This window comes from Scytonema hankhaensis NUACC26 (assembly GCF_045865695.1).
GTDB lineage: Bacteria > Cyanobacteriota > Cyanobacteriia > Cyanobacteriales > Nostocaceae > Scytonema.
This window is the reverse complement of the sequence record NZ_BAACAP010000112.1, coordinates 1-22,685: the sequence shown is the minus strand read 5'-3', so window position 1 is coordinate 22,685 and position 22,685 is coordinate 1. Positions and strand designations below refer to the sequence as shown.

General features: G+C 41.1%; 25 protein-coding genes. 15 read left to right on the top strand and 10 right to left on the bottom strand.

All coding sequences use genetic code 11. From position 1 onward, the window contains the following. Positions 1–20: 20 nt before the first annotated feature. A complete protein-coding gene (locus ACKTT2_RS05500; protein WP_407884801.1) occupies positions 21–167 on the top strand; it encodes an element excision factor XisH family protein in 147 nt (48 codons plus the stop codon). Here ACKTT2_RS05500 and ACKTT2_RS05495 read toward each other — a convergent pair. Both ACKTT2_RS05495 and ACKTT2_RS05490 read right to left on the bottom strand, forming a co-directional pair. Beyond that, entirely contained in the window at positions 150–602 is a 453-nt protein-coding gene (locus tag ACKTT2_RS05495; RefSeq protein ID WP_407884799.1) for a hypothetical protein, read from the bottom strand. The two genes, ACKTT2_RS05500 and ACKTT2_RS05495, sit on opposite strands and share 18 nt — an antisense overlap. A gap of 29 nt (positions 603–631) precedes the next feature. Then, the gene (locus ACKTT2_RS05490; protein ID WP_407884797.1) at positions 632–4,891 is read right to left on the bottom strand and encodes an eCIS core domain-containing protein; all 4,260 of its coding nucleotides are present in this window, start codon (positions 4,889–4,891) and stop codon (positions 632–634) included. 107 nt (positions 4,892–4,998) lie between these two features. Here ACKTT2_RS05490 and ACKTT2_RS05485 point away from each other — a divergent pair, with 107 nt between their 5' ends. The 4 genes from ACKTT2_RS05485 to ACKTT2_RS05470 all read left to right on the top strand — a co-directional run bounded on the left by ACKTT2_RS05485 (position 4,999) and on the right by ACKTT2_RS05470 (position 6,613). Beyond that, positions 4,999–5,355, top strand: coding sequence for an element excision factor XisH family protein (locus ACKTT2_RS05485; protein WP_407884795.1), 357 nt, complete (start codon positions 4,999–5,001; stop codon positions 5,353–5,355). Beyond that, positions 5,343–5,681 (top strand): XisI protein, encoded by a 339-nt coding sequence (locus ACKTT2_RS05480; RefSeq protein WP_407884793.1) that lies wholly within the window; start codon positions 5,343–5,345, stop codon positions 5,679–5,681. Before ACKTT2_RS05485 ends, ACKTT2_RS05480 begins: the two co-directional genes overlap by 13 nt. A 141-nt stretch (positions 5,682–5,822) precedes the next feature. After that, the gene (locus ACKTT2_RS05475) at positions 5,823–6,179 is read left to right on the top strand and encodes a hypothetical protein (protein ID WP_407884791.1); all 357 of its coding nucleotides are present in this window, start codon (positions 5,823–5,825) and stop codon (positions 6,177–6,179) included. 11 nt (positions 6,180–6,190) lie between these two features. Next, on the top strand, positions 6,191–6,613 hold the full coding sequence (locus ACKTT2_RS05470) for a type II toxin-antitoxin system VapC family toxin (RefSeq protein ID WP_407884789.1): 423 nt from the start codon (positions 6,191–6,193) through the stop codon (positions 6,611–6,613). A gap of 110 nt (positions 6,614–6,723) precedes the next feature. Here the strand turns inward: ACKTT2_RS05470 and ACKTT2_RS05465 are convergent, their stop codons facing one another. Continuing rightward, on the bottom strand, positions 6,724–7,470 hold the full coding sequence (locus ACKTT2_RS05465) for a hypothetical protein (protein WP_407884787.1): 747 nt from the start codon (positions 7,468–7,470) through the stop codon (positions 6,724–6,726). Between the two features lie 479 nt (positions 7,471–7,949). Here ACKTT2_RS05465 and ACKTT2_RS05460 point away from each other — a divergent pair, with 479 nt between their 5' ends. The 7 genes from ACKTT2_RS05460 (at position 7,950) to ACKTT2_RS05430 (ending at position 14,219) form a co-directional block, all read left to right on the top strand. Next, positions 7,950–8,408, top strand: a complete 459-nt coding sequence (locus tag ACKTT2_RS05460) for a GPW/gp25 family protein (protein ID WP_407884785.1) — start codon at positions 7,950–7,952, stop codon at positions 8,406–8,408. Between the two features lie 42 nt (positions 8,409–8,450). Further along, entirely contained in the window at positions 8,451–10,649 is a 2,199-nt protein-coding gene (locus ACKTT2_RS05455) for a putative baseplate assembly protein (protein WP_407884782.1), read from the top strand. 78 nt (positions 10,650–10,727) lie between these two features. Continuing rightward, complete coding sequence (locus ACKTT2_RS05450; protein WP_407884780.1) at positions 10,728–11,744, top strand: phage tail protein; 1,017 nt, start codon at positions 10,728–10,730, stop codon at positions 11,742–11,744. Beyond that, a complete protein-coding gene (locus ACKTT2_RS05445; protein WP_407884778.1) occupies positions 11,704–12,903 on the top strand; it encodes a DUF4159 domain-containing protein in 1,200 nt (399 codons plus the stop codon). Before ACKTT2_RS05450 ends, ACKTT2_RS05445 begins: the two co-directional genes overlap by 41 nt. A 257-nt stretch (positions 12,904–13,160) precedes the next feature. Then, entirely contained in the window at positions 13,161–13,433 is a 273-nt protein-coding gene (locus ACKTT2_RS05440) for a ribbon-helix-helix domain-containing protein (RefSeq protein WP_407884776.1), read from the top strand. 194 nt (positions 13,434–13,627) lie between these two features. After that, entirely contained in the window at positions 13,628–13,852 is a 225-nt protein-coding gene (locus ACKTT2_RS05435; RefSeq protein WP_407884774.1) for a hypothetical protein, read from the top strand. Continuing rightward, on the top strand, positions 13,842–14,219 hold the full coding sequence (locus ACKTT2_RS05430; RefSeq protein ID WP_407884772.1) for a type II toxin-antitoxin system VapC family toxin: 378 nt from the start codon (positions 13,842–13,844) through the stop codon (positions 14,217–14,219). Before ACKTT2_RS05435 ends, ACKTT2_RS05430 begins: the two co-directional genes overlap by 11 nt. A 108-nt stretch (positions 14,220–14,327) precedes the next feature. On the opposite strand, the gene ACKTT2_RS05425 is transcribed toward ACKTT2_RS05430, so the two are convergent. Continuing rightward, positions 14,328–14,594, bottom strand: a complete 267-nt coding sequence (locus tag ACKTT2_RS05425; RefSeq protein WP_407884770.1) for a hypothetical protein — start codon at positions 14,592–14,594, stop codon at positions 14,328–14,330. Positions 14,595–14,825: 231 nt separating this feature from the next. Here ACKTT2_RS05425 and ACKTT2_RS05420 point away from each other — a divergent pair, with 231 nt between their 5' ends. Together ACKTT2_RS05420 and ACKTT2_RS05415 are read left to right on the top strand one after the other, a co-directional pair. Further along, positions 14,826–15,554, top strand: a complete 729-nt coding sequence (locus ACKTT2_RS05420) for a Uma2 family endonuclease (RefSeq protein WP_407884768.1) — start codon at positions 14,826–14,828, stop codon at positions 15,552–15,554. A gap of 421 nt (positions 15,555–15,975) precedes the next feature. Beyond that, complete coding sequence (locus ACKTT2_RS05415) at positions 15,976–16,296, top strand: hypothetical protein (RefSeq protein ID WP_407884766.1); 321 nt, start codon at positions 15,976–15,978, stop codon at positions 16,294–16,296. Positions 16,297–16,328: 32 nt separating this feature from the next. Here the strand turns inward: ACKTT2_RS05415 and ACKTT2_RS05410 are convergent, their stop codons facing one another. From ACKTT2_RS05410 to ACKTT2_RS05390, 5 genes are all read right to left on the bottom strand, one after another. Beyond that, on the bottom strand, positions 16,329–16,889 hold the full coding sequence (locus ACKTT2_RS05410) for a hypothetical protein (protein ID WP_407884763.1): 561 nt from the start codon (positions 16,887–16,889) through the stop codon (positions 16,329–16,331). 77 nt (positions 16,890–16,966) lie between these two features. Then, positions 16,967–17,221: a hypothetical protein gene (locus ACKTT2_RS05405; protein ID WP_407884761.1), complete on the bottom strand. Its 255-nt coding sequence runs from the start codon at positions 17,219–17,221 to the stop codon at positions 16,967–16,969. Positions 17,222–17,326: 105 nt separating this feature from the next. Further along, the gene (locus ACKTT2_RS05400; RefSeq protein WP_407884759.1) at positions 17,327–18,181 is read right to left on the bottom strand and encodes a porin family protein; all 855 of its coding nucleotides are present in this window, start codon (positions 18,179–18,181) and stop codon (positions 17,327–17,329) included. Between the two features lie 224 nt (positions 18,182–18,405). Beyond that, the gene (locus ACKTT2_RS05395; RefSeq protein WP_407884757.1) at positions 18,406–19,572 is read right to left on the bottom strand and encodes an eCIS core domain-containing protein; all 1,167 of its coding nucleotides are present in this window, start codon (positions 19,570–19,572) and stop codon (positions 18,406–18,408) included. Between the two features lie 221 nt (positions 19,573–19,793). Further along, on the bottom strand, positions 19,794–21,506 hold the full coding sequence (locus ACKTT2_RS05390) for a Tle-like phospholipase domain-containing protein (RefSeq protein WP_407884755.1): 1,713 nt from the start codon (positions 21,504–21,506) through the stop codon (positions 19,794–19,796). A gap of 126 nt (positions 21,507–21,632) precedes the next feature. Between ACKTT2_RS05390 and ACKTT2_RS05385 the strand changes: the two genes are divergently transcribed. Next, entirely contained in the window at positions 21,633–21,848 is a 216-nt protein-coding gene (locus tag ACKTT2_RS05385) for a PIN domain-containing protein (protein WP_407884754.1), read from the top strand. Positions 21,849–21,918: 70 nt separating this feature from the next. Here ACKTT2_RS05385 and ACKTT2_RS05380 read toward each other — a convergent pair whose 3' ends face one another. Continuing rightward, positions 21,919–22,314, bottom strand: a complete 396-nt coding sequence (locus tag ACKTT2_RS05380) for a hypothetical protein (RefSeq protein ID WP_407884752.1) — start codon at positions 22,312–22,314, stop codon at positions 21,919–21,921. Positions 22,315–22,685 lie beyond the last annotated feature (371 nt).

The window sequence follows — 22,685 nt, the reverse complement described above, 5'->3', positions numbered from 1 at the left end:
GCTCTTTTCTATGCAGCTTCATATTAAATTGGTATAAGGATGTTTACTATGATGCTGTGAAATTTGCATTAATCAAGGATGACTGGGAGATTTTAACAGAAGATTATACCCTTCATGGCAATCGCTACAAGATTGGCAATCGCTCTACCTCACAGATATGCCTGTAAACGCTGAACTAGATCTGCGCCAGTGAAATTTATTGGGGAGCAACCCACTATATCAGCAGCCACACTTACACAATCATCTGAGATAAAGTGTGCCTTCGTTAAAACTTCCAGTGTTTGCGGAACTGCTATAACTTTTATGATTTCACTATTCGAAACAGCAACTTCTGCCCAATTAAAGCCAAAACCACAAGATGGACATTCCCAATTGTGGAGAATACGAATTTCTTCGCTTAATCGTGGTATCTGAATTGTCCAGTATCCACTCTCTTCCATGACTTCTGGATCAATTTCCAGTGCATGTCCCGTCCCCAAGTAAGTTAACTCAGGCTGGCTTCGTATTTTAGTGGTCATACTGGTGGAACCATCGGCTTTTGAAACAACCCCACAAATTGAGCATTTCAAGTTTCCTACAAAATAATCTAAGGTGTACCCCATTTTGCTTTCCCTTGCAGATTTAATAATCTCTACTTATTTGGTAAAGGGATGACGTGAATTGTTTTTCCATTAATTGTGACATCGAATCCTTTATCTTTATAAACTTCAACGAGACTCTTTCCATTCAAATCGGGATTCCTTGGATGAGGATCTATCCCAAATTTGATCTTATAGAATTTATTGTACTGACCTGGGTCATGAGTGGTGTATGCTGGTACTACCCCTGGCTCAGTTTTGGCAAAGAAAACATCAGCTACAATCTGTCGAGCTGCGGCTCCTTTTCCCCCACCGACATTGGCTTGCTCAAGTACTTGAAGGAGCTTTTGATACTCAGTGCTGCTGCGATCGATAGTTAGCACAATGCCTTGAAAACGGATGATTCCATTACGCACTTCTCCTACGACTTGCTCGGCAAGGCGCAAATCTGCATCGCCCATTGTTTCCAATTGTTTAATTAGTGCTTCTTCTCCAGGTTGTAATTTCTCCCCTTTCAAATACTTATTTAGAGCTATTGCCGTATTACTATCAATGATAATCGAGTTTGCAGATAATGCTTTTGCAAATAATCGTGGAGGTTGCTTGGAATCCCACCAAGGCATCTTACCCTGCTTAATTAGATTCGGGTCTTTTATCGCCTGCTCAACTTCTCCAATCCGACTCTGAAGATTCTTAAGATTGCCCTCAATGTTAACCAAGTACTGTGGATCTTCCCCTGCGAATTGCCTCAGCAAGCGTTGCTGAGCATCAATCTCCACCTCAATTTTTGTCTTATAAAGTTCGAGTTGTTGTTCGGTTTCCATTTTGCTCCAACTGCTGAAGTTCGACTCAGAGAGCTTTGCCAGCTTTGCTCCTATTTCCTTATCAGCAGCCTGGGCAATATGAACTGCCTCTTCGCGCATTGCTAGCGGATTACTTGTTTCCTTGAAGAAGACTTCAGCAATCAACTCACCGTCTTTACCCTGCTTGAACGTTGTGACTGCTTCACCAGATGTGCTACCAAATCGCTTAATAAAGTCTTCAGGTGTTAAGACATTCACAGGTATATCTTTAAATTTCGCTACCATCTTCTCATCAGGCAATGCCGATAAGAGTAACTTACGCAATGCCGTTGGATCGGGTGGAGTCTTACCAGCTTGCCCTGCTGCCTTTAGGATGACACTTTCCTCAACACCAGATGCCTTGGCGAGCTTAGACGACTCAGAAGCTATTACCTCGGCTGCCCCAGCACCTGCCTTTACAGCACGAGCTGCCTCGATCGCATCAGCATAGCTTAGCCCAACTCCCACCCAAGCAACTACAAGCCATGCCCATTGATCTTCGATGTCTTGTGGAACTAATGCTTTGTCTTTATTAATGTCCGTGTTTGCAGCAGCTTTATTTTGGAAGTACTTGTTGGTCATTCGAGTGGCATCAGCAACACCCGTAACACCTGCACCTATGGCAAATGCCACCCCTACTGGACCACCAACTGTAGTTGCAGCAATTGAAAATCCAATCTGTAATACTCCCAAGGCGATCGAGATTGCTGTATCAATTTTCTTCTCTAACTTCGCTTTGTCTTTTGCCCAGTTTTGTCGTTCAGGATCGGTGATGCTAAGTCCTGCAAGCGATGATTTGACAATTAGATCGAGTGCCCATAAGTTGAGGTTACCACTAGTAACATTCTTACGAGTTTCCTCAATATCTTTCAGAACTTGCCCAGAAGCACCACCGAGCATCTTTGCCCGATCTGCATCGTTTAACTTATTGAACTCAGCAGGATTAATTTGTGACAGTAGCGGGTAGTCCAACAGGATTGTCTTGCGTTGTAATTCTAGCTCAGCAACTTGCTTACTGGCTTCTTCTCGCTCTCGCTTGGCTCTGTCATTAAATTCTTCATTGAATGGGACAGGATCTTCAACTACTGCATTGAGATTGGATTGTTTTGCTTTCCAATCGATGAGTTGCTTGTCAACCTCTTCCAACTCCTTAGCAGCTTTGTGAATAATCTTGGCATCCTTAGTGGGTAGCCCTTCTGCCACTTCTTGCTGTTTCGTTTTGGCTTCTTGCTGCGCTCGGTCGAGCATACCGCTCGCTGTGTCACGCATTGCTAGCTCAAACTGTCTCAGGAATTTTTCCTTCCCAGCGATCTTGCCCAACCCCTCGCCAAAGGCTTCCTTATGAGCATCAAATGGATTTTCACCAGGTTTGAGCGCATTTTGTTGCTCCATCCATGAATTATAGTCTGCCTCACCACCATACTGGTGAGGCAAAATTGCAGTTCCGTCTTCCGTAATTAACGCTAAGACTCCAGCAACTCCCATAACATCAGAAATATTACTGTTATTAAACATCCGAGTACTAGAATAGGTGAAGCTATAGATTAGCGATGAGTAGGAGACAGGGTAGACAATAAATTTGTTATCTTCCTGAAACACAGCCGCTGCTTTTCCCATTCCTTTGGCATATGCGATCGCTGCCTCTCGCGTTCTGAAGTCTTCTTTGTCTCGTTTGCCTGTAGTCAGCGGCGTTTTAGACCAGACTCCCCAAGTTCCAACCCGCTGATTTTCATGCTTGCCGGGTGTCTCTGAAGCGGGTGGTGCGGCTGGAGGGGAAGTGGTTTCGTCACGCCGAATAATCAGACTAGGTAAGTAATTGTCGGTGGATGGCTCTGGCAAAGAAGTTCGCTCTTGTTTTGGATAGAAGAAAATCTTGTTAAAGTCGTGACCCCGATAGAGTTGAGGGAAAGAAGATGGATGACTATGACCCGTCCTTTTAGCCATTAACATTGTTGAATCTGTACTTGGGATATCGCTAGTGATACCAGCATTTTCTAAGGGGCTAGTTCCAGGTTCATTCAGCTTCTCTACGTCGCACTGAACCGCTGCATTGATCTTCGAGCCTTCTGCAATGCCATGATTGCTGCTTGTGTCATAGGCTTTATTTTCTTTGTCCGCAACATCTACCACCTCATCAAGCGTATCCCAAGCTGTCTGCCTAGGTTTGCCCACCAGTTTTTGATGGACATTGGTATAATGCTTACGATCGATGCTGACATGTCTTTCTTCGTGCCGATCGAGCGCACTATAGAAGCGATTCCATTCATTTTTAATTGGTTGACATTGCTGCTCTAGCTCTATCCATTGGGGCATTTCTTTCGTTTCTTTAACATTGACCGTTACCTTGGTCACTTTTTCATTTTCGTCATACCCATACTGTGGATCGGGTTTTAATTCTGGTAAAACACTCGCAGACTCTTTTGTTCCTGAATTGGTCATATCATCCCACACCTGACTAAGGGTCTTGCCAGACACAGCGCGAGTTTTATTGCTCACCGAAAAATTGGTTGTACTATTTCCAGATCCAGTCCCCATCGAGGTAGCATTCGCATCCTTGATGTCCGTTGGCAGCGGATTTCCATCATCCTCACGCATCAACTGCCCCTTGAAACCATCCTGTTGAATCTGTACCGCACCCCCTTGCTGCACAACGTGTGTAAGCTCATGGGCCGTCAACTCATTATTTCCAGGTGATTTCCCCAAACCAAAATATACATCACTACCATAAGTAAAAGCTTGTGCGCCTAATTCCCGTGACATCTGTACCGCATCGCTATCGGTATGTACTTTGATATTGCTAAAATCTACACCGAAGCGGGGTTCCATAAAATTTCGCACATCATCCGCTAAGGGGCTTCCTTGTCCTTTACGACTATGCAACTTACTGGAAATATCGCTACTAGCTGCTAACCCACCGTCATCAAACCTTTGTAGCGAAGGTTTTGCTTGTACAAGTTCTTCCTCTTCTTCGGGTATTTCTTTTCTTTGAATAGCAAGATTGCCCAAAGATTTCATTTGTAAATTTTCTTCTTCCTCTTCTTTCTCTTCTTCGGGCATTTCTTCCCGTTGAATGGTGAGATTACTCGACGATTTCATTTGTAAACTTTCCTCTTCCTCTTCTTCAGGTATTTCTTCCCGTTGTACAAGGGGAGTAATCGTATTACCCAGAGATTTTAATTGTAAATTTTCTTCTTTCTGGGGGTTTGCTTCGCGTTGTACGGCATTATGATTCGCACGATCGCTCATACCCATCACTTGCTTAGCAACTCTATCGGCTTCTTGTTCGTAAAAATCTCCTGGTTGGCTGACTGTGAGTCGTGCTTGGGGACACAGGGAAATGCGGCTAATGTCGTGATTAACAGATGCTTGAGCAGTACCCATCCTCAAATTGCCTGTTGTCTGTGCTAATTGCGGATAGGAGTAGTTATCTGAAATTTGTTTTTGCTGTTGGATTCTTATGCGATCGCTCATTTCCCAACCTGCATAAATTGATACTTAATTATAGAAAACCTTGTACTTAGAAAACTAATATCAAAGATACAACTTCTCAAGAAGCTGGCATATTCGACTAAAGTCTAATGTTTGCCTTCAAGCTCACACCAGTTAACCAGCCTTTCTTACAAGTTAAGCGATGCATCAGGTGCTTCGAGAAGCATAGCAAGAATTGGGATGGTCGAAAAATTCTTGTAGAAGTCAAGAGTTTTCTGGGTCGATCTTTTATCAATGATTTAGAGCAATCTGTAGGTCAGTATATTGTTTATCGAGATATTCTGGTAGAGACAGCATTAGATTTTGAACTATATTTGGCAATTACACAAGGAACCTATAAAAGTGATTTTCAACGCAAGTTAGCTCAAAAAATTATCAATCTTAATCAGGTGAAACTATTAATTATTGATGCGGAAAGCGAGGTAATTGTGCAATGGATAGATTAAAGCATCATCGGAAAATTGTCCTGGAACTTTTAACAGAATATCATCAACTTAATAAAAAATCGGGTTCTACAACTGAAAGTGCTTTAACCTTTGATGAGGTACGCGATCTGTACCTTTTACTGTTGATGGGTTGGCAGAAAGATGAGCGGATTAAAAGCGTGATAATTCATATCCGTTTGAAGGATAATAAAATTTGGATTGAGGAAGATTGGACAGAGGATGGAGTGGCAACAGATTTGTTACATTCGGGAATTGCACGAGAGGAAATTGTGTTAGCGTTTCATCCGCCTCATGTGAGACAATATACCGAGTTTGCTATTACGTAACTTTGAAAGAGAAAAGAGTTTATAAAGTTTGGTTTACAGTTTATCGTAAAATACCGGGGATGGAAATATACTGGCAATTTAATTGCGTGGTAGGATTATTAGCATACAATAGGAATAGCACTTAAGGGTCGTATTTCAAAAATGGTGACACTAAATGTACCGCAGTCCCAACCATCCGCAAATCTGAAGGTCACAATTCTACTAGAGAGTCTTGCCTCCGGACACATTGCTGCTTCTGTATTTGAGTTGCCCGACTGTCGAGTAGAAGCACCAAACAGAGAAGAAGCTATTACCCAAATTAAAGCCGCATTTTTAGAACGGCTTAAGCATATTGAAACAATATCGTGGGATGTACCAGTTCAGGATTCAGAACCTGCCTGGATGAAATTTGCGGGTGTTTTCAAAAACGATCCAGATTTTCAGGAAATTATGCACACAATTCGAGCCGAGCGAAATAGTAATGATGAATCTGAAGTTGACCCTTCTTATTATTTGTAAAGGGATTTCTAGTGTCTCTATATATTTTGGATACTGACCATGTTTCATTGATTCTGTACAATCATCCCTTAGTTATTACAAACGCTGCCCAACATCAAATTGTAGTTACAGTGATTACGGTTCAAGAACTTTTCAATGGGTGGGTCGGCAGAATTAATGACCCGTCACTTGTAAATAATTTGCCAGCGCTCTACACAAAACTTTGGACAACCGTGAAATATCTTCAGACAGTGGAGATGCTAGATTTCACCCCAGAAGCTGACACACGTCTTAAGCAATTGCTAAAAGATAACCCACTTCTGCGAAAAAATCGTCTGCAAAAAGATATGCGAATTGCAGCAATTGCGTTATCGCTCAATGCCACACTAGTCACGCGCAACCAACGAGACTTTGAGCAAGTACCTGACCTTGCAATTATAGATTGGACACTTTAAATTGTAAGACAAGCTTATTCCATAGCAGTAATAGTTTTTTCTAGACTAGTCTAAATCTATTTTATACCTAACAATCATTTATGAGAAAAACTCACAGCTAAACATGAAAATCATTCTTTATCCAATGCCCATTGCCCATTGCCTCTAAAACCATATTTGAAGATTTGGTCGCGGTAATAACGGGAGTTCCATTCAACAATTGGTTTTCCAACCTGTATTTCCCACTTTCGTAAAACTTCTTCTAGCAAAGGTTGATTTTTTGCTGCACACAAGTGATTATCTTGCCAATGTAAACTTAATCGATCTAAAGTTCTCTCGACCCAAATATCTACAGAAGTTTCAAAGCTAACGCTACTATCTGATGGGAGCAACGCTTCTTCATCGTCTTCTTTAGGTTCCATCACATAGCCAAAATAAAACTTAGCTGCTCTTGGTATCACAACTGGGTTTGATGTGTCTTCATTTAATTTATCTTCTAGCTGTGTGACAAACACACACAAATCACAGTCCATAAAAATCGTAGTAAAGAAAGATTCTTCTGGGTTGTCCAGAGATAATTTTAGCTGTTGCAAAAGTCGAGCGGGATTTTCTTCTTCAATAAGTTTAACTTGTCCTTCTCTTACTTGTTGGACTTTTCCATTTGCATCAATAGTTATGGTATCATAGCAAATTTCTACAGGTTTGCACAACTTATGAAAGGCTAACAAAAAGATTTTAACTTGGTTGATAACATAACTATTTAAAAGACCTACAGAGCGCTCATTTGCTACACCAAGATCTATTTCCCAAGAACCAGTTTCTTCTTTAAATCCAAAAGTTGCTGTTTCTATAAAAATATCTCTAAATTGACTTTTCATTTTAGCTCCTCAGTGAAAAGACCCTTTTTTTCTAAGGCGTGCTTCCCAAGCGTTAAAGTCGATTGCTCCATTAACGTCTTTAGGTGGGTCTACAGGATGTTCAACTCTGGGGCGTCCTGTCATTGGTTCTAGTTGTAATGTACGTCCATTGGGGATTAGTGCCTTGTCAATAACTTCTGGGTCTATGGTATCAGTTTCTTTTATCTCTTCCAGCGCAGTGTTCGCTAATCTAATAAAGAACTCATAATTCGACCTTTGGCTAATACTCTTATATTCTCCGCCCCAATATCTTTAAAAGTAAGTGTATAAAATCTAGCGTTTCCCGGTCTGCTAAAGTACAGATTTATCAGCGTCCATCCGCGTTCATCTGCGGTTAATTCAATATCCTGTACTTCACATGGTAGCTATATGTTTTTCAGTTAAACGTTTTAGTAAAGACAGAGCAACTACCAACTAATAGTTAAGCGAGGGTTGTCTCAATGCCAGATGCAGTTGATAGTCAGCAACGGGACTATTTGGGGACTGGTTGGGCTTTCCCAATGTGTTCTAGCGTTCAAGGGGGAATACAACTCAGTTCGGAAGCACAAAAAGTCAAAGAATCCATTTGGATTATCCTCCGCACCGGAATAGGCGAGCGGGTGTATCGCCCTAATTTTGGCTCGCGCTTGGCAGAACTAACGTTTGCACCCATGAATAGCGAGACTTTGATGTTAATTCGCCTCTATGTCTTAGAAGCCTTGGAGGTTTGGGAACCGCGCATTATTATCGATCGCGTTATAACCGAACCTTACCCTGTGAAGGGCATTGATAGGGAAATTAGGACTTACTCTACCAAAGGCGAAGAAGGCAGAGTCGATATCATTATCGACTATCGTCTTAAAGACCAACCCGATATTTACAGCTTTGTTTACCCATTTTATTTAGCTTCTGGGGCATAGTAAATCAGTATAATTTTTAATCCAAAATCCAAAATCACTATTGTGGAATTTAACTTTTTATCCAAATTACCCAATTCCAACTTAGACGATCGCACTTTTGATGACTTAACACAAGAGTGCATCTTGCGAATTCCACGCTATTGTCAGGAGTGGACAGACCACAACCTCAGCGATCCTGGAATTACTTTTATAGAAGTATTTGCTTGGTTAACCGACCAGATGTTGCTCAGATTTAACCAAGTCCCTCGAAAGAATTACGTTGCATTTTTAGAATTACTTGGCATTCGCCTTCAGCCTCCAGCACCAGCACAAACAGACTTAACCTTTTATCTCACCACTGACTTACCTGAAACCTACACCATTCCTACAGGGGTAGAAGTTGCTACCCTACGGACAGAAACAACAGAAGCCATTGTTTTCAGTACAGACAATCCTTTGGTAATTGGCAAACCCCACCTAAGACACTTCTTAACCGCCCAAACAACCGAGGACATTCCTCAAGCTTTTCGCGATCGCTTTACTAATCTCTGGACTTATCATTCTAACGGTCAGTGGAGTGGTAGCGAGCAAACTCTGTTTGAAGAAACTCCCAAACCAGATAACTGTTTTTATATCGTCTTAGAACCAGAAGACCCCTTAGAAGGAAACGTCATAGCAATAACATTTCAAGGAGCAGCCGCTACACCTACTGGTATCAACCCAAATCAACCGCCTCGTCGTTGGGAAGCTTGGGATGGCAATCAATGGCAACCCGTACTATTACGAGAAATCGACGATGCAACCAAAGGCTTTAGTTTTCATGAAATTGCACAACAGGGTCGCAATCCAGCCCAAGGAGCAGATGTTATTTTACATTTACCTGAAAAATTTCCTGTTACGAGTTTTACTACCTATCGCGGACGCTGGTTGCGCTGTACTTTAACCGCAACCCAAGGCAATCAATCTAGTTATAATAATTCACCGCGAATCATCGGTTTAGGAGTACGGTCAATTGGCGGAACTGTAAGGGCTAGCCACAGTACTCTAGTTCGGGATGAACGTTTGGGCATTAGTGATGGAACGCCCGGTCAAACTTTTCAAATACAAGGAACTCCGGTATTAGGACGTAGAGAAAATGAGTATATTCTCGTAACTCCTCCTGGTGGTTTACCTCAAAATTGGCAAGAAGTCTCAGATTTTGCCGATTCTGGGTCAGAAGACCGCCACTACACCATAGATTCTCTGACTGGGACAGTCCAATTTGGTCTTTTAATCCGCGAACCCGATCGCCTGCGGAAGCAAACACAAATACGTAGTAGAATTCAACAACCTTCTATAGAAGATACCAGAATTCAAGTTCGCGATACGGAAATTCAAGAGATGGAACACCAGTATGGAGCAGTTCCACCGCGAGGATCGGAGATTAGAATGGTAGCTTATCGTACAGGTGGAGGTCGCTTAGGTAACGTTCAAAGTGGTACGCTCCAGTTTAAGAAATCTGAAATACCTTACGTAGCTAGTGTCATCAACCATAAACCAGCAATCAATGGTGCTGATGCTGAATCACTGGAACAAGCAGTACTGAAAGCGCCGCAAATATTACGAACACGCGATCGCGCCGTCACAAATGAAGACTTTGAAGTTTTGGCACAACGAGCAGGTGCAGGTGCTGTAGCTAGAGTCCGTTGTTTGCCAGCAGGAACTCACAGTGGAGCAGGGACAGTCCGTTTAATTGTCGTTCCCCAAGCGAACACAGATGCCATTACCAGAGGCGAAGGCATATCTCCCGAACTATTTACCCTACAGCCCGCACTTCAAGACCAAGTTTTAAACTACTTAGACGAAAGGCGATTGTTAGGAGTTCAAGTACAACTTCAGGAAGCCGAGTTTGTTGGCGTTTCCGTACAAACGGAAGTTGCATTAGAGCCAGCTTACTACAATCCCCTTGCCCAACAAGAGATTTTACTCAACTTACGAGTCGCCCTATATCGATACTTAAATCCCCTAACTGGTGGTTTAGATGGTAAAGGTTGGCCTTTTGGAAGACCCGTATACACCTCCGATATCGTAGCATTACTGCAAAAAATTCCTGGAGTGCGCTATCTGGGTGTAGTTGTGCTATTTTCATTACGCCTGCAAGACGGGGTTTGGACTCGCCAACCTTCACCAGAACCAGTCATTGACCCCGGACCTTTAGGTTTAGTTTGTTCTTGGACAGATAATCTCCTACGCTCAAGCCACGTTATTAACATTATCGAGTAACCACTCCTTACTCCCTACTCCCTAGCTATGGTTCAAGCTCTCTCTAGCTCCAAGAAAGTAGACATTCAATTAACCCCAATGCGAATTTCTGAGGGTATCCCTTTAGGTGGCTTAAGTTTTGCCACATCGCCGCACATAGCAACAGATGTACCACTTAGGTCTAGTTTAGTGCTGCACCCTGGAGAACCAAGCGAGTTAATTGTACAAGTCAAGAACTTAGTGCAACATAACTTGCGATTGAGATTGAGAGTAGAAGGATTTCCTACTGAGTGGTGTCAACTTGGTACCGAAAGTAGGTCACTTTCTCCAGGAACACAAATGGATGCAGTGCTTTATTTTCAAGTTCCTGCTACATTTTTTGAAGACCAAGAAGCATTGCGACCTGGAAACAAAGAATACTTAGAGCTAAATTTTCGCTGTCGAATTGTTGTACATATTGACCCAGATACAGAACAAGAACAAGTTCAGGATGCGGAGTTTGGTCTATACATACGTCCTTACACCGCGTACATGGATTTTTTACCCGTTCTTTATCGGGAAGTAGACTTCATTGGTCGCTTCATGAAGATATTTGAAGAAGCTTATCAACCAGTCATTGATAGCTTCAACGTCATGTGGGCGAACCTAGACCCGTTGACAGCACCACGCGCTTTATTACCCTTTTTAGCACATTGGGTAGCTTGGCCAGTTGATTCCATTTGGAACTTGCATACATCAAGACGTTTAATTCGCCGTGCTGTAGAACTTTATCGCTGGCGAGGGACTCGCAAAGGGTTGCGTTTGTACTTACATCTTTACACGGGCTTGCCTTTGGATGAACATTTACCTAATGAGGCTGAGAAACATATTAGTATCACAGAACCTTTTGGTAAAGGGTTTGTGTTACGAGAAGCATACTTGGGAGAAGCAGTGTTAGGAGGCGGACAACCTTATCACTTTATGATTCGTTTGCGTCCCGATCGCCCCAATAGCATCGACGAACTACTGGTGCGTCGGATTATCGACCAAGAAAAACCAGCTTTTTGTACTTACGAACTATTTATAGAAAATCTCTATGTCTCACCCCTTTCCACCACCCCCAATCAAACCCTTTGAACGCTTACAAGCCTCAGACGGTTTATTAATTGATGCTCAACGTTGGCGCAAAGCACATGATTACCATCGCCTGCGACAAAATGCTCACTATCAATGCTTGAATCAACCAGGAGTTGTTTGTGGTTTGGGTGTAAGAGCGATCGCAGCACCTCGCGAAGTAGAAGCTCAATATCGAGATGGACGCTGGGTAGAAATTCAGCCAGGGATTGCGATCGATTTGCTAGGAAATCTAATTGTTGTACCCAATACCCTTCCCTTTCGGATTGCGACTGAAGTACGCGGTTCCGATCCTGTCGTAGTGTATTTAGTAGTCAGCTATGTAGATCCTGATGAATTGCGTCGCAGTACGCAACGAGAAGTCGTACAAGAAATGTACCGGGTTGATGAAAAAAGCACCTCACCAGGAAGTACAGAAATAGAAATTTGTCGGGTACTCATACAATCGGGAGAAGTTACAATTACCCAACCGACTGATGCTTTCTTCCCTGGTTATAACAATATTGATTTGCGTTATCGCCGTCAAGCACAAGCACGTCCGCAAGCAATTGTCCGGGTAGCACAGGTAAATCATAACGACTCTGAATGTGCTCGTAGTTTCTTTAATTTATCGTATTTATTACAAGCTGTAGAATCTTTATATCCATCTTTACGAGGAACGGAAGAAGTAGGACAAGTCACCTTTAATGAAAATCTTCAAGAGTATGACTTACTTTATTTAACTGGAAAACAAGCATTATCTTTAAATAGTTTTGAATTAGAAAACCTCAAAAAATATTTAAATACTGGTGGAGTACTGCTAGTTGATGCTCCCTTAGATGGTAATGCACTTATTGAAAAAACTCAAGCTTTGGCACAACAATTAGAAACACCTTTAAAACCTTTAGAGGAATTACGACGAGATCATCCTTTACGTACACGTCCTTTTTTATTTGCAGCTTTGCCAATGATTAATCAACAATTAATTCAAGTGTTAACAGGGGGAGGAATTATTTTAATTATTGGCGATTTAGCATCTGCTTGGGGATTGGATAGAGGATTGAGTTTACCTCGCCTGACCATTCGCACGGCTCAGGAATTAGGGGTGAATATTTTGAATTATGCTTGGAAACGGCGACAGTTGATCGGATTACAACAGGAAGATTATTCGGGAGAGTGGTAAAATCTAACTAGAAAACTTTATTTAACCTATTGCAAGCAATTCATCTCTTACAAACCTTTTTCTCTTAGCAGATCCATAGCTCGAAACGAAAATAACTGATAAATTAGTTTAATATTTACATCCAAAAAGCATTTGTGAGATTTTGAGCATAGAAGGCGTGATGGTAGTAATTGCGCTTAGTCAATTAGGTAGTTGCCGCATAACTAAAATCTATATAAAATAGGATTACAATACAGTTAATACTCCTACAAAAATCTATGCAAATCGTTCTATCAGCTGAAGTAGAAGCCTTGCTACAACGTCAACTCAATAGTGGTAAATATCAGAACGCTATCGAAGTAATTCTTGCAGGCATAAAACTTTTGGAACAGCAAGAAGACATATATCAGGGACGACTGCAAGATCTTCAACAAGAAGCACGCATTGGGTGGGAAGCGTCCCAACGGGGTGAAGTCGTTGATGGCGCAACTGCAATAGCTCAAATTCGTGCCAATGTGCGATCTAGCTACGGTGTTTCAAACGAAGCATAACCTCACAATTTCGCCTCACCAAACCCGCGATTCAAGATATCCAACAGATTGCGGATTACATTGCTACACAATCTGGACTAAACTGTAAATAGCACTGTAGTAATCTTACAACTTATAACAGCCCTCATTAGCGAAAGTTCGAGTAATTCCAGTAAAATATAGAAGTAAGATAGGTTTTTCTAATTTATTTTGCAATGGAAGTTTTAAAACTTACGACTACGATTGATGAATCAGGATATTTGAATCTTAATATTCCAACGCAGTTAGCGGTAGGAGAGGTGAACGTTGTAGTTGTTGTGAATCCAGTTTCGTCAGACGGAAAGCACAAACCCAATTATGATTTCTCTGATTTGGCGGGGCGATTAACTTGGCAAGGAGATGCGGTAGCAATGCAAAGGACTCTAGGGGATGAGTGGTAGTCGCTATGTGTTGGATACGAATGCGGTTGTAGCTCTGCTTCAAGGAAATTCTCAACTCATTCAATTACTACAAAATGCCTATTGGATTGCGGTTTCAGTTATTAGCCAAATTGAATTTTTAGCGTTTCCTGGGTTGAGTCAAAATGATTCTCAGCTTTTTCAGCAGTTTCTTCAGAGAGTGGAGATTGTCGGTTTAGTAGCAAGTGATGCTGTGTTGATTGAGAAAATCATTAAAATTCGCCAACAATATCGGTTGAAACTACCGGATGCAGTTATTGCAGCAACGGTGTTCCATAATTCAGCAAGTTTAGTGACTACCGATCGAGAGTTTGCGAAGGTAACAATGTTAACGGTAATCAATTGGTAGCGATCGCTCATCTCACCGTTCCTCCATCAATAAGCTATGCCGTTACTTAGCCCTACAGTATTTTGCTAATACAAATTTTATAAATGATAATATTGCTATCCAAAAGCATTATTCATTCCGACCAAGAAGTTCTCGATCTTGTCGCACATCTCGCTGCCAAGCTACCGGGTCGATTTCTGCAAAAGCTTGTGCTTGTGCTAGCTTCTCCAACACTGCTGCCATCCGTTGACCGCGTCCATTCTTCTCTTGCGTTGGCTCTTCTTCTAGAATTGTAACTAACACTTGTACTGGGCGATCGTCTTTAAACAAGCACTGCACTTCTTCCCCCCACTCCAAAGAGTTTCCCCTTAATGTTGCTCTAAACGTTTGTAACATAATAGCAAAATTTTAAAATTTGATGGTGTATCATAGCTCGATTCTAACCTTTCACATAATTTAGACTACACCTTGCTACAAGAAGAGTGCCAACGCTCGAACTTGTAATAACTGTAGTACGAGCAAGATCGTTGGTATCTATTTGGTCGCAATCTATAAGTAAGGCGACAGTCGTTAATTTCGCTAAAGTAGATTTATCTTAACTCAATGTTTGCTGAAGTGTGAATTGCCATGTCTTATGCTCAAAACTTAGAAATTTCACAAGATATATCAGAAGATGTTATATTTCCCCCTAGTGATTTACTGAGTGATGAACCGCCTTTGGAAACAGAGTTACATTTGCGGCAAATGCTGCTGTTGATTCAGTGTTTGGAATGGTGGTGGCGCGATCGCCAGGACTTCTACGCCTGTGGCAATCTCACAGTTTATTACAGTCCTCGTCAGCGAAAGTCCGAGCAATTTCGAGGTCCCGATTTCTTTGTTGTGTTAGATACCGAACGCAAACCACGCAAAAGCTGGGTAGTTTGGGAAGAAGATGGCAAATATCCCAATGTAATTGTCGAAATTCTCTCTCCTAAAACAGCCGACACTGACCGAGGTTTGAAAAAGCAAATTTACCAAGATATATGGCGGACACCAAATTACTTTTGGTTTGACCCGCAAACATTGGAATTCAAAGGATTTGAGTTGCTGGGCGGTCGCTACCAAGAACTGAACCCAAATGAGAATGGCTGGTTGTGGAGTCAGCAGTTGGAGTTATATCTGGGCATTTATGAGTCAAAGTTACGCTTTTTTACAGTTGATGGGCAACTAATCTCCTCACCAGAAGAAGCAGCACAAAAAGAGCAGGAACAACGCTTACAAGCCGAACAGCAGCGCGAAGAAGCTTTGCAGCAGCTAGCAGAGAAGGAGGCAATGCTCGCTCGTTATCGGGAAAGGTTTGGTGAGTTACCTGAGTAGATTGTAACGAGACGATTAGGGATTTTTCGGTTTGTTTATTTAGTGAACCAATATATTTTTAGGAATGAAACTTTGTTAGAGCGATCGCATCTTAGTAATAAGCGCTCGTCAGAAACTATTGGTGCTAGCGTTTTATATCCAACAAAATAAAATTACCATCTAAAACCCAATGCTCGTATATAAATTCCATCTTTTCATTATAAATTAGAACTATCTCTCCAATTTTTTCAGTTTTATGACTTAGTTTATCGAAAGAATCAACAGCAGTGTTGAGAAAAAACTTAAGTTGTAAAAATCATTTCTTGCGTGTAAAATCAATAGCATTATTTGTAACAGAGAAAATAATAGTTCCTCCAAAATCTTGTAAACTATCATCTTAAAATAGAAAATAAAGATACAATTCTTTCTACACAGGCATACTATGGACACAAGTACACCTTTTGACAAAGAAAATCTCAACAGTTTTTCACAATTTCTTCACGATTTTGAAGAGATGCATAGAGAAGATCTTGCGACTGTTACTCATGCTCTAGCAAAAATAACTAATTTGACTCCCTCTGAGATTAAACCATATCTTGATACAATACTTCTTCAGATAGTGGAATCAAAGAAACGAGAGAGTACTTCACAAGAACGTAAATATGCATTCAACACATGGGTTCAGAGTCACGAAGGTCAAGGCTTTCCTCTTCTCTCTGATGAAGCTATCAGTAGAGAAACTATTTATGGAGAGAGAGATTGACCCGTTCTTTTATTGATACAACCGCTTATATTTTATACTTGTTCTAGCAATTTGTATCTCGAATAGACTCTTGTACGTCTTAGTATTTGCAAGTCTTTTTCAGCAAAGTAATTTGATGTGATAATGCGAGCAAGTATAAATTGAATAAAATTGAAATTTTGAGTTTCAGATACTTTTCTTGAATCATGTAATGATGGTATTTGCTCTGCGAACATAGATAATTCCATGCTAAAAATATTGAAGTCTTCAGGAGTTACAAAAAATATGACTCTTAATGGAGAAGAATTTGAATCATCATAATGGATTATTTTCTCTTTTCCAGCGAGTAAGGAATTGGGAGTAACTGTATATCTTGAGAGAGCAACAGTGACTAGTCGCGCTTCTAGCTCTGTAGAGATGTCATCGACATTTTCTAGCAACATAGGAGGCCAACTTTGAGAATTTATTTCAAATTCTGGTACAAACATCACACTAACTGTGTGATTTAAGATAACATCAAAAATTCCTTGATAAAGTGCTGCGACTTCCGGCTCTTCTTCCCTGGTTTGACATCTGACAGAAATGGAAAAGTCATAATGCGGTGATGGTTTCATAGACTCTAAAGTTGAAGATTGTTGTAATAATTTTTTTAACAGAGTTTTATCGAGCTATTCTTTCATTATAGTAGCTGCTATCGTTCTAGCTCATAATCACCAGCATTTCGATAGCGTTTCTCTAATTCTGGCAGATCGGAAAAATGTTCCTGCACCCAAGATTTGCGACTAGGGCTTCTTCCCCCTTTAAGACCTTTGTCTTGATATAGTTCTCTCCACTCTTGTATACCTTGAGCATGTTCTCTTAACAATTCAGGACGAGCACCTCGTTGATGCAATTGAACTGAGCCAAAGCTCGGTGTTGCTGCTGCAATAGTGGATAGCTTGAGCAACGGACGATAGTACCATCTTCTGTAATCTTGATCCTGAAACCTATACCAGTCTCAAGGTTCAGTATAAATCCCGCGTAATTAAGACTGACGAAGAAAACTCGTTTTCTAGAAAGTTCCCTGTAAGCCCAACATTATCCTGATTTTCTCTTGTTCTGCTGGGTTAGATGTTGCGCTGAAACCTACACCAAAATTATTTTGAGAGTTTTGCTGCGATGCAATATCTCCTAGCATACTACCTGCGTTCGTCGCTTTAGTTATGTTTTCACTTTGAGCGCGGTAAAAATCGAGTGGGTTATCCATTGCTCCAGGTAAACCAGAACCTATCCCACGCAAGCCTTTTTCACCATCGATAACAGTCTGACTAAGGGTATCAGGCATTGGGAGTAGGGGACTACCATAGCCAAGATTAACGCCCAAACCGCCATTTAGATTATAGTTAGCGCCAAAATTGAACTGGTTATAAGAACCTCCCAAAGATAAATTTCCAGACGCAGGATTTATACCTAATTGCGTTGAAAAGTCCCTATATTTTGCGTCAGCAAAGATATTGCCACTGTAGTTGTAACCAAGTCCAACACCAAAATTTCCTAGTTGATCTCCAAGCTTTGCTGTGCTTGTATCTGCTGTTAGCTTGAACTGATCTAGCGTTACTCCGACCTTTGGGGGTGCAAGGTTAATGTCAAATTTAGATTTATCATCTTCAGGTTCGCGCTGTATTAATGTGTCTAATTTTCGTTGAACCAGAGGTAATGATTGTATTTCTGCTTGCTCATAAAAATCCCCTGGTTGATTTAGTGTCGATTTTGCCTGGGGATGTAGTGAAATTTTTCTGATATCGTGACTTTGAGGTGATGCAGATGAAGTTGAATCAAAACCTCGTACAGCTTTTTGTGCAAGGTTTAGGTGCGTGTAGGTGGAAGTTACTGCTTCTTGACGTTGGATTTTTATGTGCTCGCTCATCTGTATGTAATCCTCATTATTTATATCGTTTATTAACAAGGAATGATTGAAAAAATTTAATAATATCTAGATCGCACTTCTTTGAAACGTCCAAATACACGTAACCCTTCAAAACAATCGCTATCAGGGACTGGAATCCTATTAAAGCATTCTAAGCTGTCGGATGATCGCGCTTTAGCCCAGACTGAGGTGCGTTCACCCTAAATTGCGCTGTCGCTAAACAGTCACTTATCTTGATCTTCTTTCGAGAAAAACTTTCCTATACCTTTCATAACAGGATTACCATATTTCTTGATGTACTCAAGTTTCTTGGGTAAGCCTCCTGTAATAGCACCAAAACCAGAAACTGCAGCATCTTTGTAATTTCCTTCTACAGCATAAGAAACTGCGTTAAGGGCATTGGGAACTATGCCATAGAGACCTGGTAGTGCACCCATGACATCAAGTGTGTCATGAACAAATTTCATATTGGATGGTTTTAAGGAATGCTCAGATCCGGGCGCTCCCTCTGCATTGCCCCAATATGCTTGTTGTTGTTCCACACCAAATGCACCGCCTGCGCCTGTTTCTGATTGCGAAGCATATTGAGATGTTGGATGATCTTGATCGGTTTCATCCGAATAGATAGTGGTTTCTCCAACATCGATGTGATTTTCTTCATCTGTCAGATCCCTTTGAAGTAGCTGATTACCAATATTTTCAATGGAATTAAATTTTGCCTGTACCCCACCTGTCTGCTGTACAACATGAGTTAGCTCATGTGCCGTCAAGTTATTATTACTAGGTGATTTCCCTCCACCAAAGTAAATATCGTTACCATAGGTAAATGCTTGAGCGCCTAAATTACGACTTAATTGTACTGCTGTACTACCTGTATGCACACGCACCGAGCTAAAATCAGCACCAAAGCGCGGTTCCATAAATCCTCGCACATTGTCAGGTAGAGGACTACCACCACCTTGAGTTGCACTCAATTGGCTTTCTATGTTATTCAGTTGCTCGATATTGCTCTCTGCTGCTCTTTGTAACGTTGGTTTGCGCTGAATGTCTTCTGTTTCTTCATTCTCGCAAGCTGCACATTTGAGCTGCAAAGAATTTTGTGCAGTTTGTGCGCTAGAAAATCTCAATGTCTCAAATGCAGGCATACGCATTACCTGTTCTGCAACATAATCAGCCTCTTGCTCGTAAAAATCTCCCGGTTGGCTAACTGTCAACTTTGCCTGAGGACGCAGCGAAATTCTACTAATATCATGACCGTGAGGCAAGGGGATATTTTGAGACGAAACGGTCTGGGGCTGCGAATTAAAGCCGTATGTTCGTGCGACAAGCGACGGATTTGTAAAGTCTGATGAAGCTGGTTTTTTACGCTGAACCTTTAAGCGATCTCTCATCTCACCATTCCTCCCTCAACTAGCTTTGCCGTTACTTAGACTCACACTATTTTATCGATACAAATTTTACACGTTTTCAATCTGCTAACATATTCGACTTAAGTCTAAATTTTGTTTTACAGTTTTATGTACGTGTTTTGTTACACAAAAATTGGTCGCGATCGCTTAACAAATATCGTTACCAAAGCTGCCATCAGTAGTGTGAATTTGAATGAAGTAATCTATTTTGCTTTCTTTCTCTGCTTTTTGAGGAGTTGTTTCTGGTACTCCAACTCTCTTTCAGGGTATAGTTTGCTGATATCAGTACCAATTTGACGCCGACCGTGTTCAACAATACCTGCACCTGTATCCTTTTCGGTACTAGTTACAGTTGGTGTACTGAAGGTCGTTCCCGTAACATATTGCTCAGCTCCTGGGATGCTTTCCCCTTTGCTATAACCTTGCCCTTTCGCTACAGCCCGAGTAGTAACTGGAAAAGCCATGTGATATCCAAGAGGGCTAGGAGTTGGGTCAAATGGTCGAGCCAATTCGTAAGTTCGAATTTCTCCCTTGGTCACGGCATCTCCAGCCAGAGGAACGATATCACCTGCAATCCGATGGTGTGTTGAAGTAGTTTCTGACATACCTAAAGCTCGTCTACTGTCATTGTTCACGTTAAACTGCTGAGCGGCATCGCGGGAAATACGTGCAGACTGAAAGGTAGTAACGTTGCCAACAAGATCGGGAAAATTAACCGCAGCCATCTGAGCATGTGCACCTCCTAAACTGTGTCCCGTTGTTGTAACTTGTCCACTACTGCCTCTGCTTGCTGCTGCTACGTCCATTTCCTTTGCAATCAGTTCTTGGTTCAACATAAACTGATCTCTTCCAATAGCTTGGGCATTTAAATCCGATCCTAAATCGTCAAAATCTGTTGGTTCTGTTCCTCGAAAAGCAACAATCGGTGAAATTTTGGCATCAGGGTTAGCTGCTGTAAAACTACGCATGGCAAAACCTTGTTCTCCTTGAACTGTATGGCTGTTGCTCACATCATATCCAGCATCTTCCAATATCTTTTTGGCGAATTCGTGTTTGTTGAGCTCATCTGGATCTGTTATTGGCTTTCCATCCTTATTTATTGGCTTTCCATCTTTATCTGTATTCTCGTATGCCAAAACATGAGCAGCTTGTTCTAAAATCACATCACGTTCTAGAGGCTCATCGCTTGGAGAAATTCCTGAAAGTTGACCCGTCTGCGTATATGGATTCTCCTGTTCAGATGACATTCCAGATGCACCACCAGTACCTGCTCCATCAAGTTGCTGCTCTGGCTTAGGAGTAGCAGTCGTATCGAATTCTTGGCTGGGAGGAACATAAACTTCTGCTCCATCTTCTGTTGTGTAGTTCAGTGCTAGAGATTGCTCAGATGGAGTAGAGGGTTGCTCAACTGGGGTGAAGTTCTGTTCGTCGGATATATTCTTTTCTTCTTCCTCTTCCTCATTGGGTATTTCTTCCCGTTGGATGGCGAGATTTTCTGAAGATTTCATTTGCAAAAGTTCCTCTTCTTCCTTTTCCTCATCAGGTATTTCTTCTCGTTGCACAACAGGACTTATTAAATGATTTACAGGCTTCATTTGCAAATCGTCTTCTTCCTCTTGAGGTACTGTCTCCCGTTGGATAGACTTTTGATAATCGACAGGTTCACCCATATTCATGACTTGCTGGGCAACTTTATCTGCTTCTTGCTCGTAAAAATCTCCCGGTTGGCTAACTGTCAACTTTGCTTGGGGACGTAGTGAAATTCTACTAATATCATGACTTTGAGGCACGGGTATATTTTGAGACGAAATCATCTCAAGTAGCGAATTAAAACGGTCTACTGGTGTGACAAGCGACAGATTTGTAAAGTCTGATGAAGCTGGTTTTTTACGCTGCACCTTAAAACGATCGCTCATCTCACCATTCCTCCCTCAACTAGCTTTGCCGTTACTTAGGCTTACAGCATTTTATTGATACAAATTTTACACATTTTCCATCTGCTTCCATATTCGACTTAAGTCTAAATTTCGTTTTACAGTTTTATGTACGTGTTTTGTTACACAAAAATTGGTCGCGATCGCTTAACAAATGTCCTTACCAAAGCTGTCATCAGTAGTGTGAATTTGAATGAAGTGGTAGCTTGGCTACCTTCAAGCCATGTTTTATTTATTCGTCTCTATATTGACGAAGATGTTCATGGTGATGTGGGGGTACCATTGCGATGGAGAATTGCTACACTAATAAGAAGTCAATATTAAATACTGTAAGGTGAGTAAATGAATATATTGCTTAATCCGAATCACGAGCCATTTGTTCTATCTAAAATTGTTAGCTTGTTATATACTCAATAATTAACAATCGCAGATAGTTCAGTTTTTCTACGTAGCGTTTTATCTGTGGGAATTGATTTTCCTCTGAAAAGTACCAATCGGCAAAATAGGAAATATCAAAAAATTTAAGTTTTGTTAATTTCTCAAGAGATTCTTGAGAATTTTCTACCTCATCATTAGCAATTATTTGAGTCGCACATCCCTTAATATCGGTTGTCAAAATTTCTATTTCCCCTAATACGCTGAAATCTTCTGATTCTTCCCACAAAGCTATTTGCCGCCTTTCTTCTCGTGTCTTCTTATAATCATTTAATAAATGTTTCAAAACTCTATTAATGTAATCCTTGGCAGTTGATGATTTTTTATGAATATTCGATGCTTCGAGGTTTTGCATACAAATGATAATTTACGCAACAAGCCCTTGTTTTGAAGCTTTTTCACTCACTCGCATATCTACAAAATATTCTCCCACATATTCACCATTTTTTAGTCGTTTTATTTCCTCTTTCCAATACACACCCATATATAACAATCCCCAATCTATAATTGTCCGTTGCGCTTGAAATTTTTCATGCAGTTTCTTGCCTAATGTTACATACCTATCTCTGCTTTCTTCTTCTCTATCATCAAAAAAAGATGTATCTGGAATAGTAATTCTGATAGCTTGAACAAGATTATTTGCATATAACCCCCATTCCGCACCCTAACTGTCAGAGCCGAATAAAATAGTACAAAAAAACTAATAAAAGAGTCAACAAAAATCAA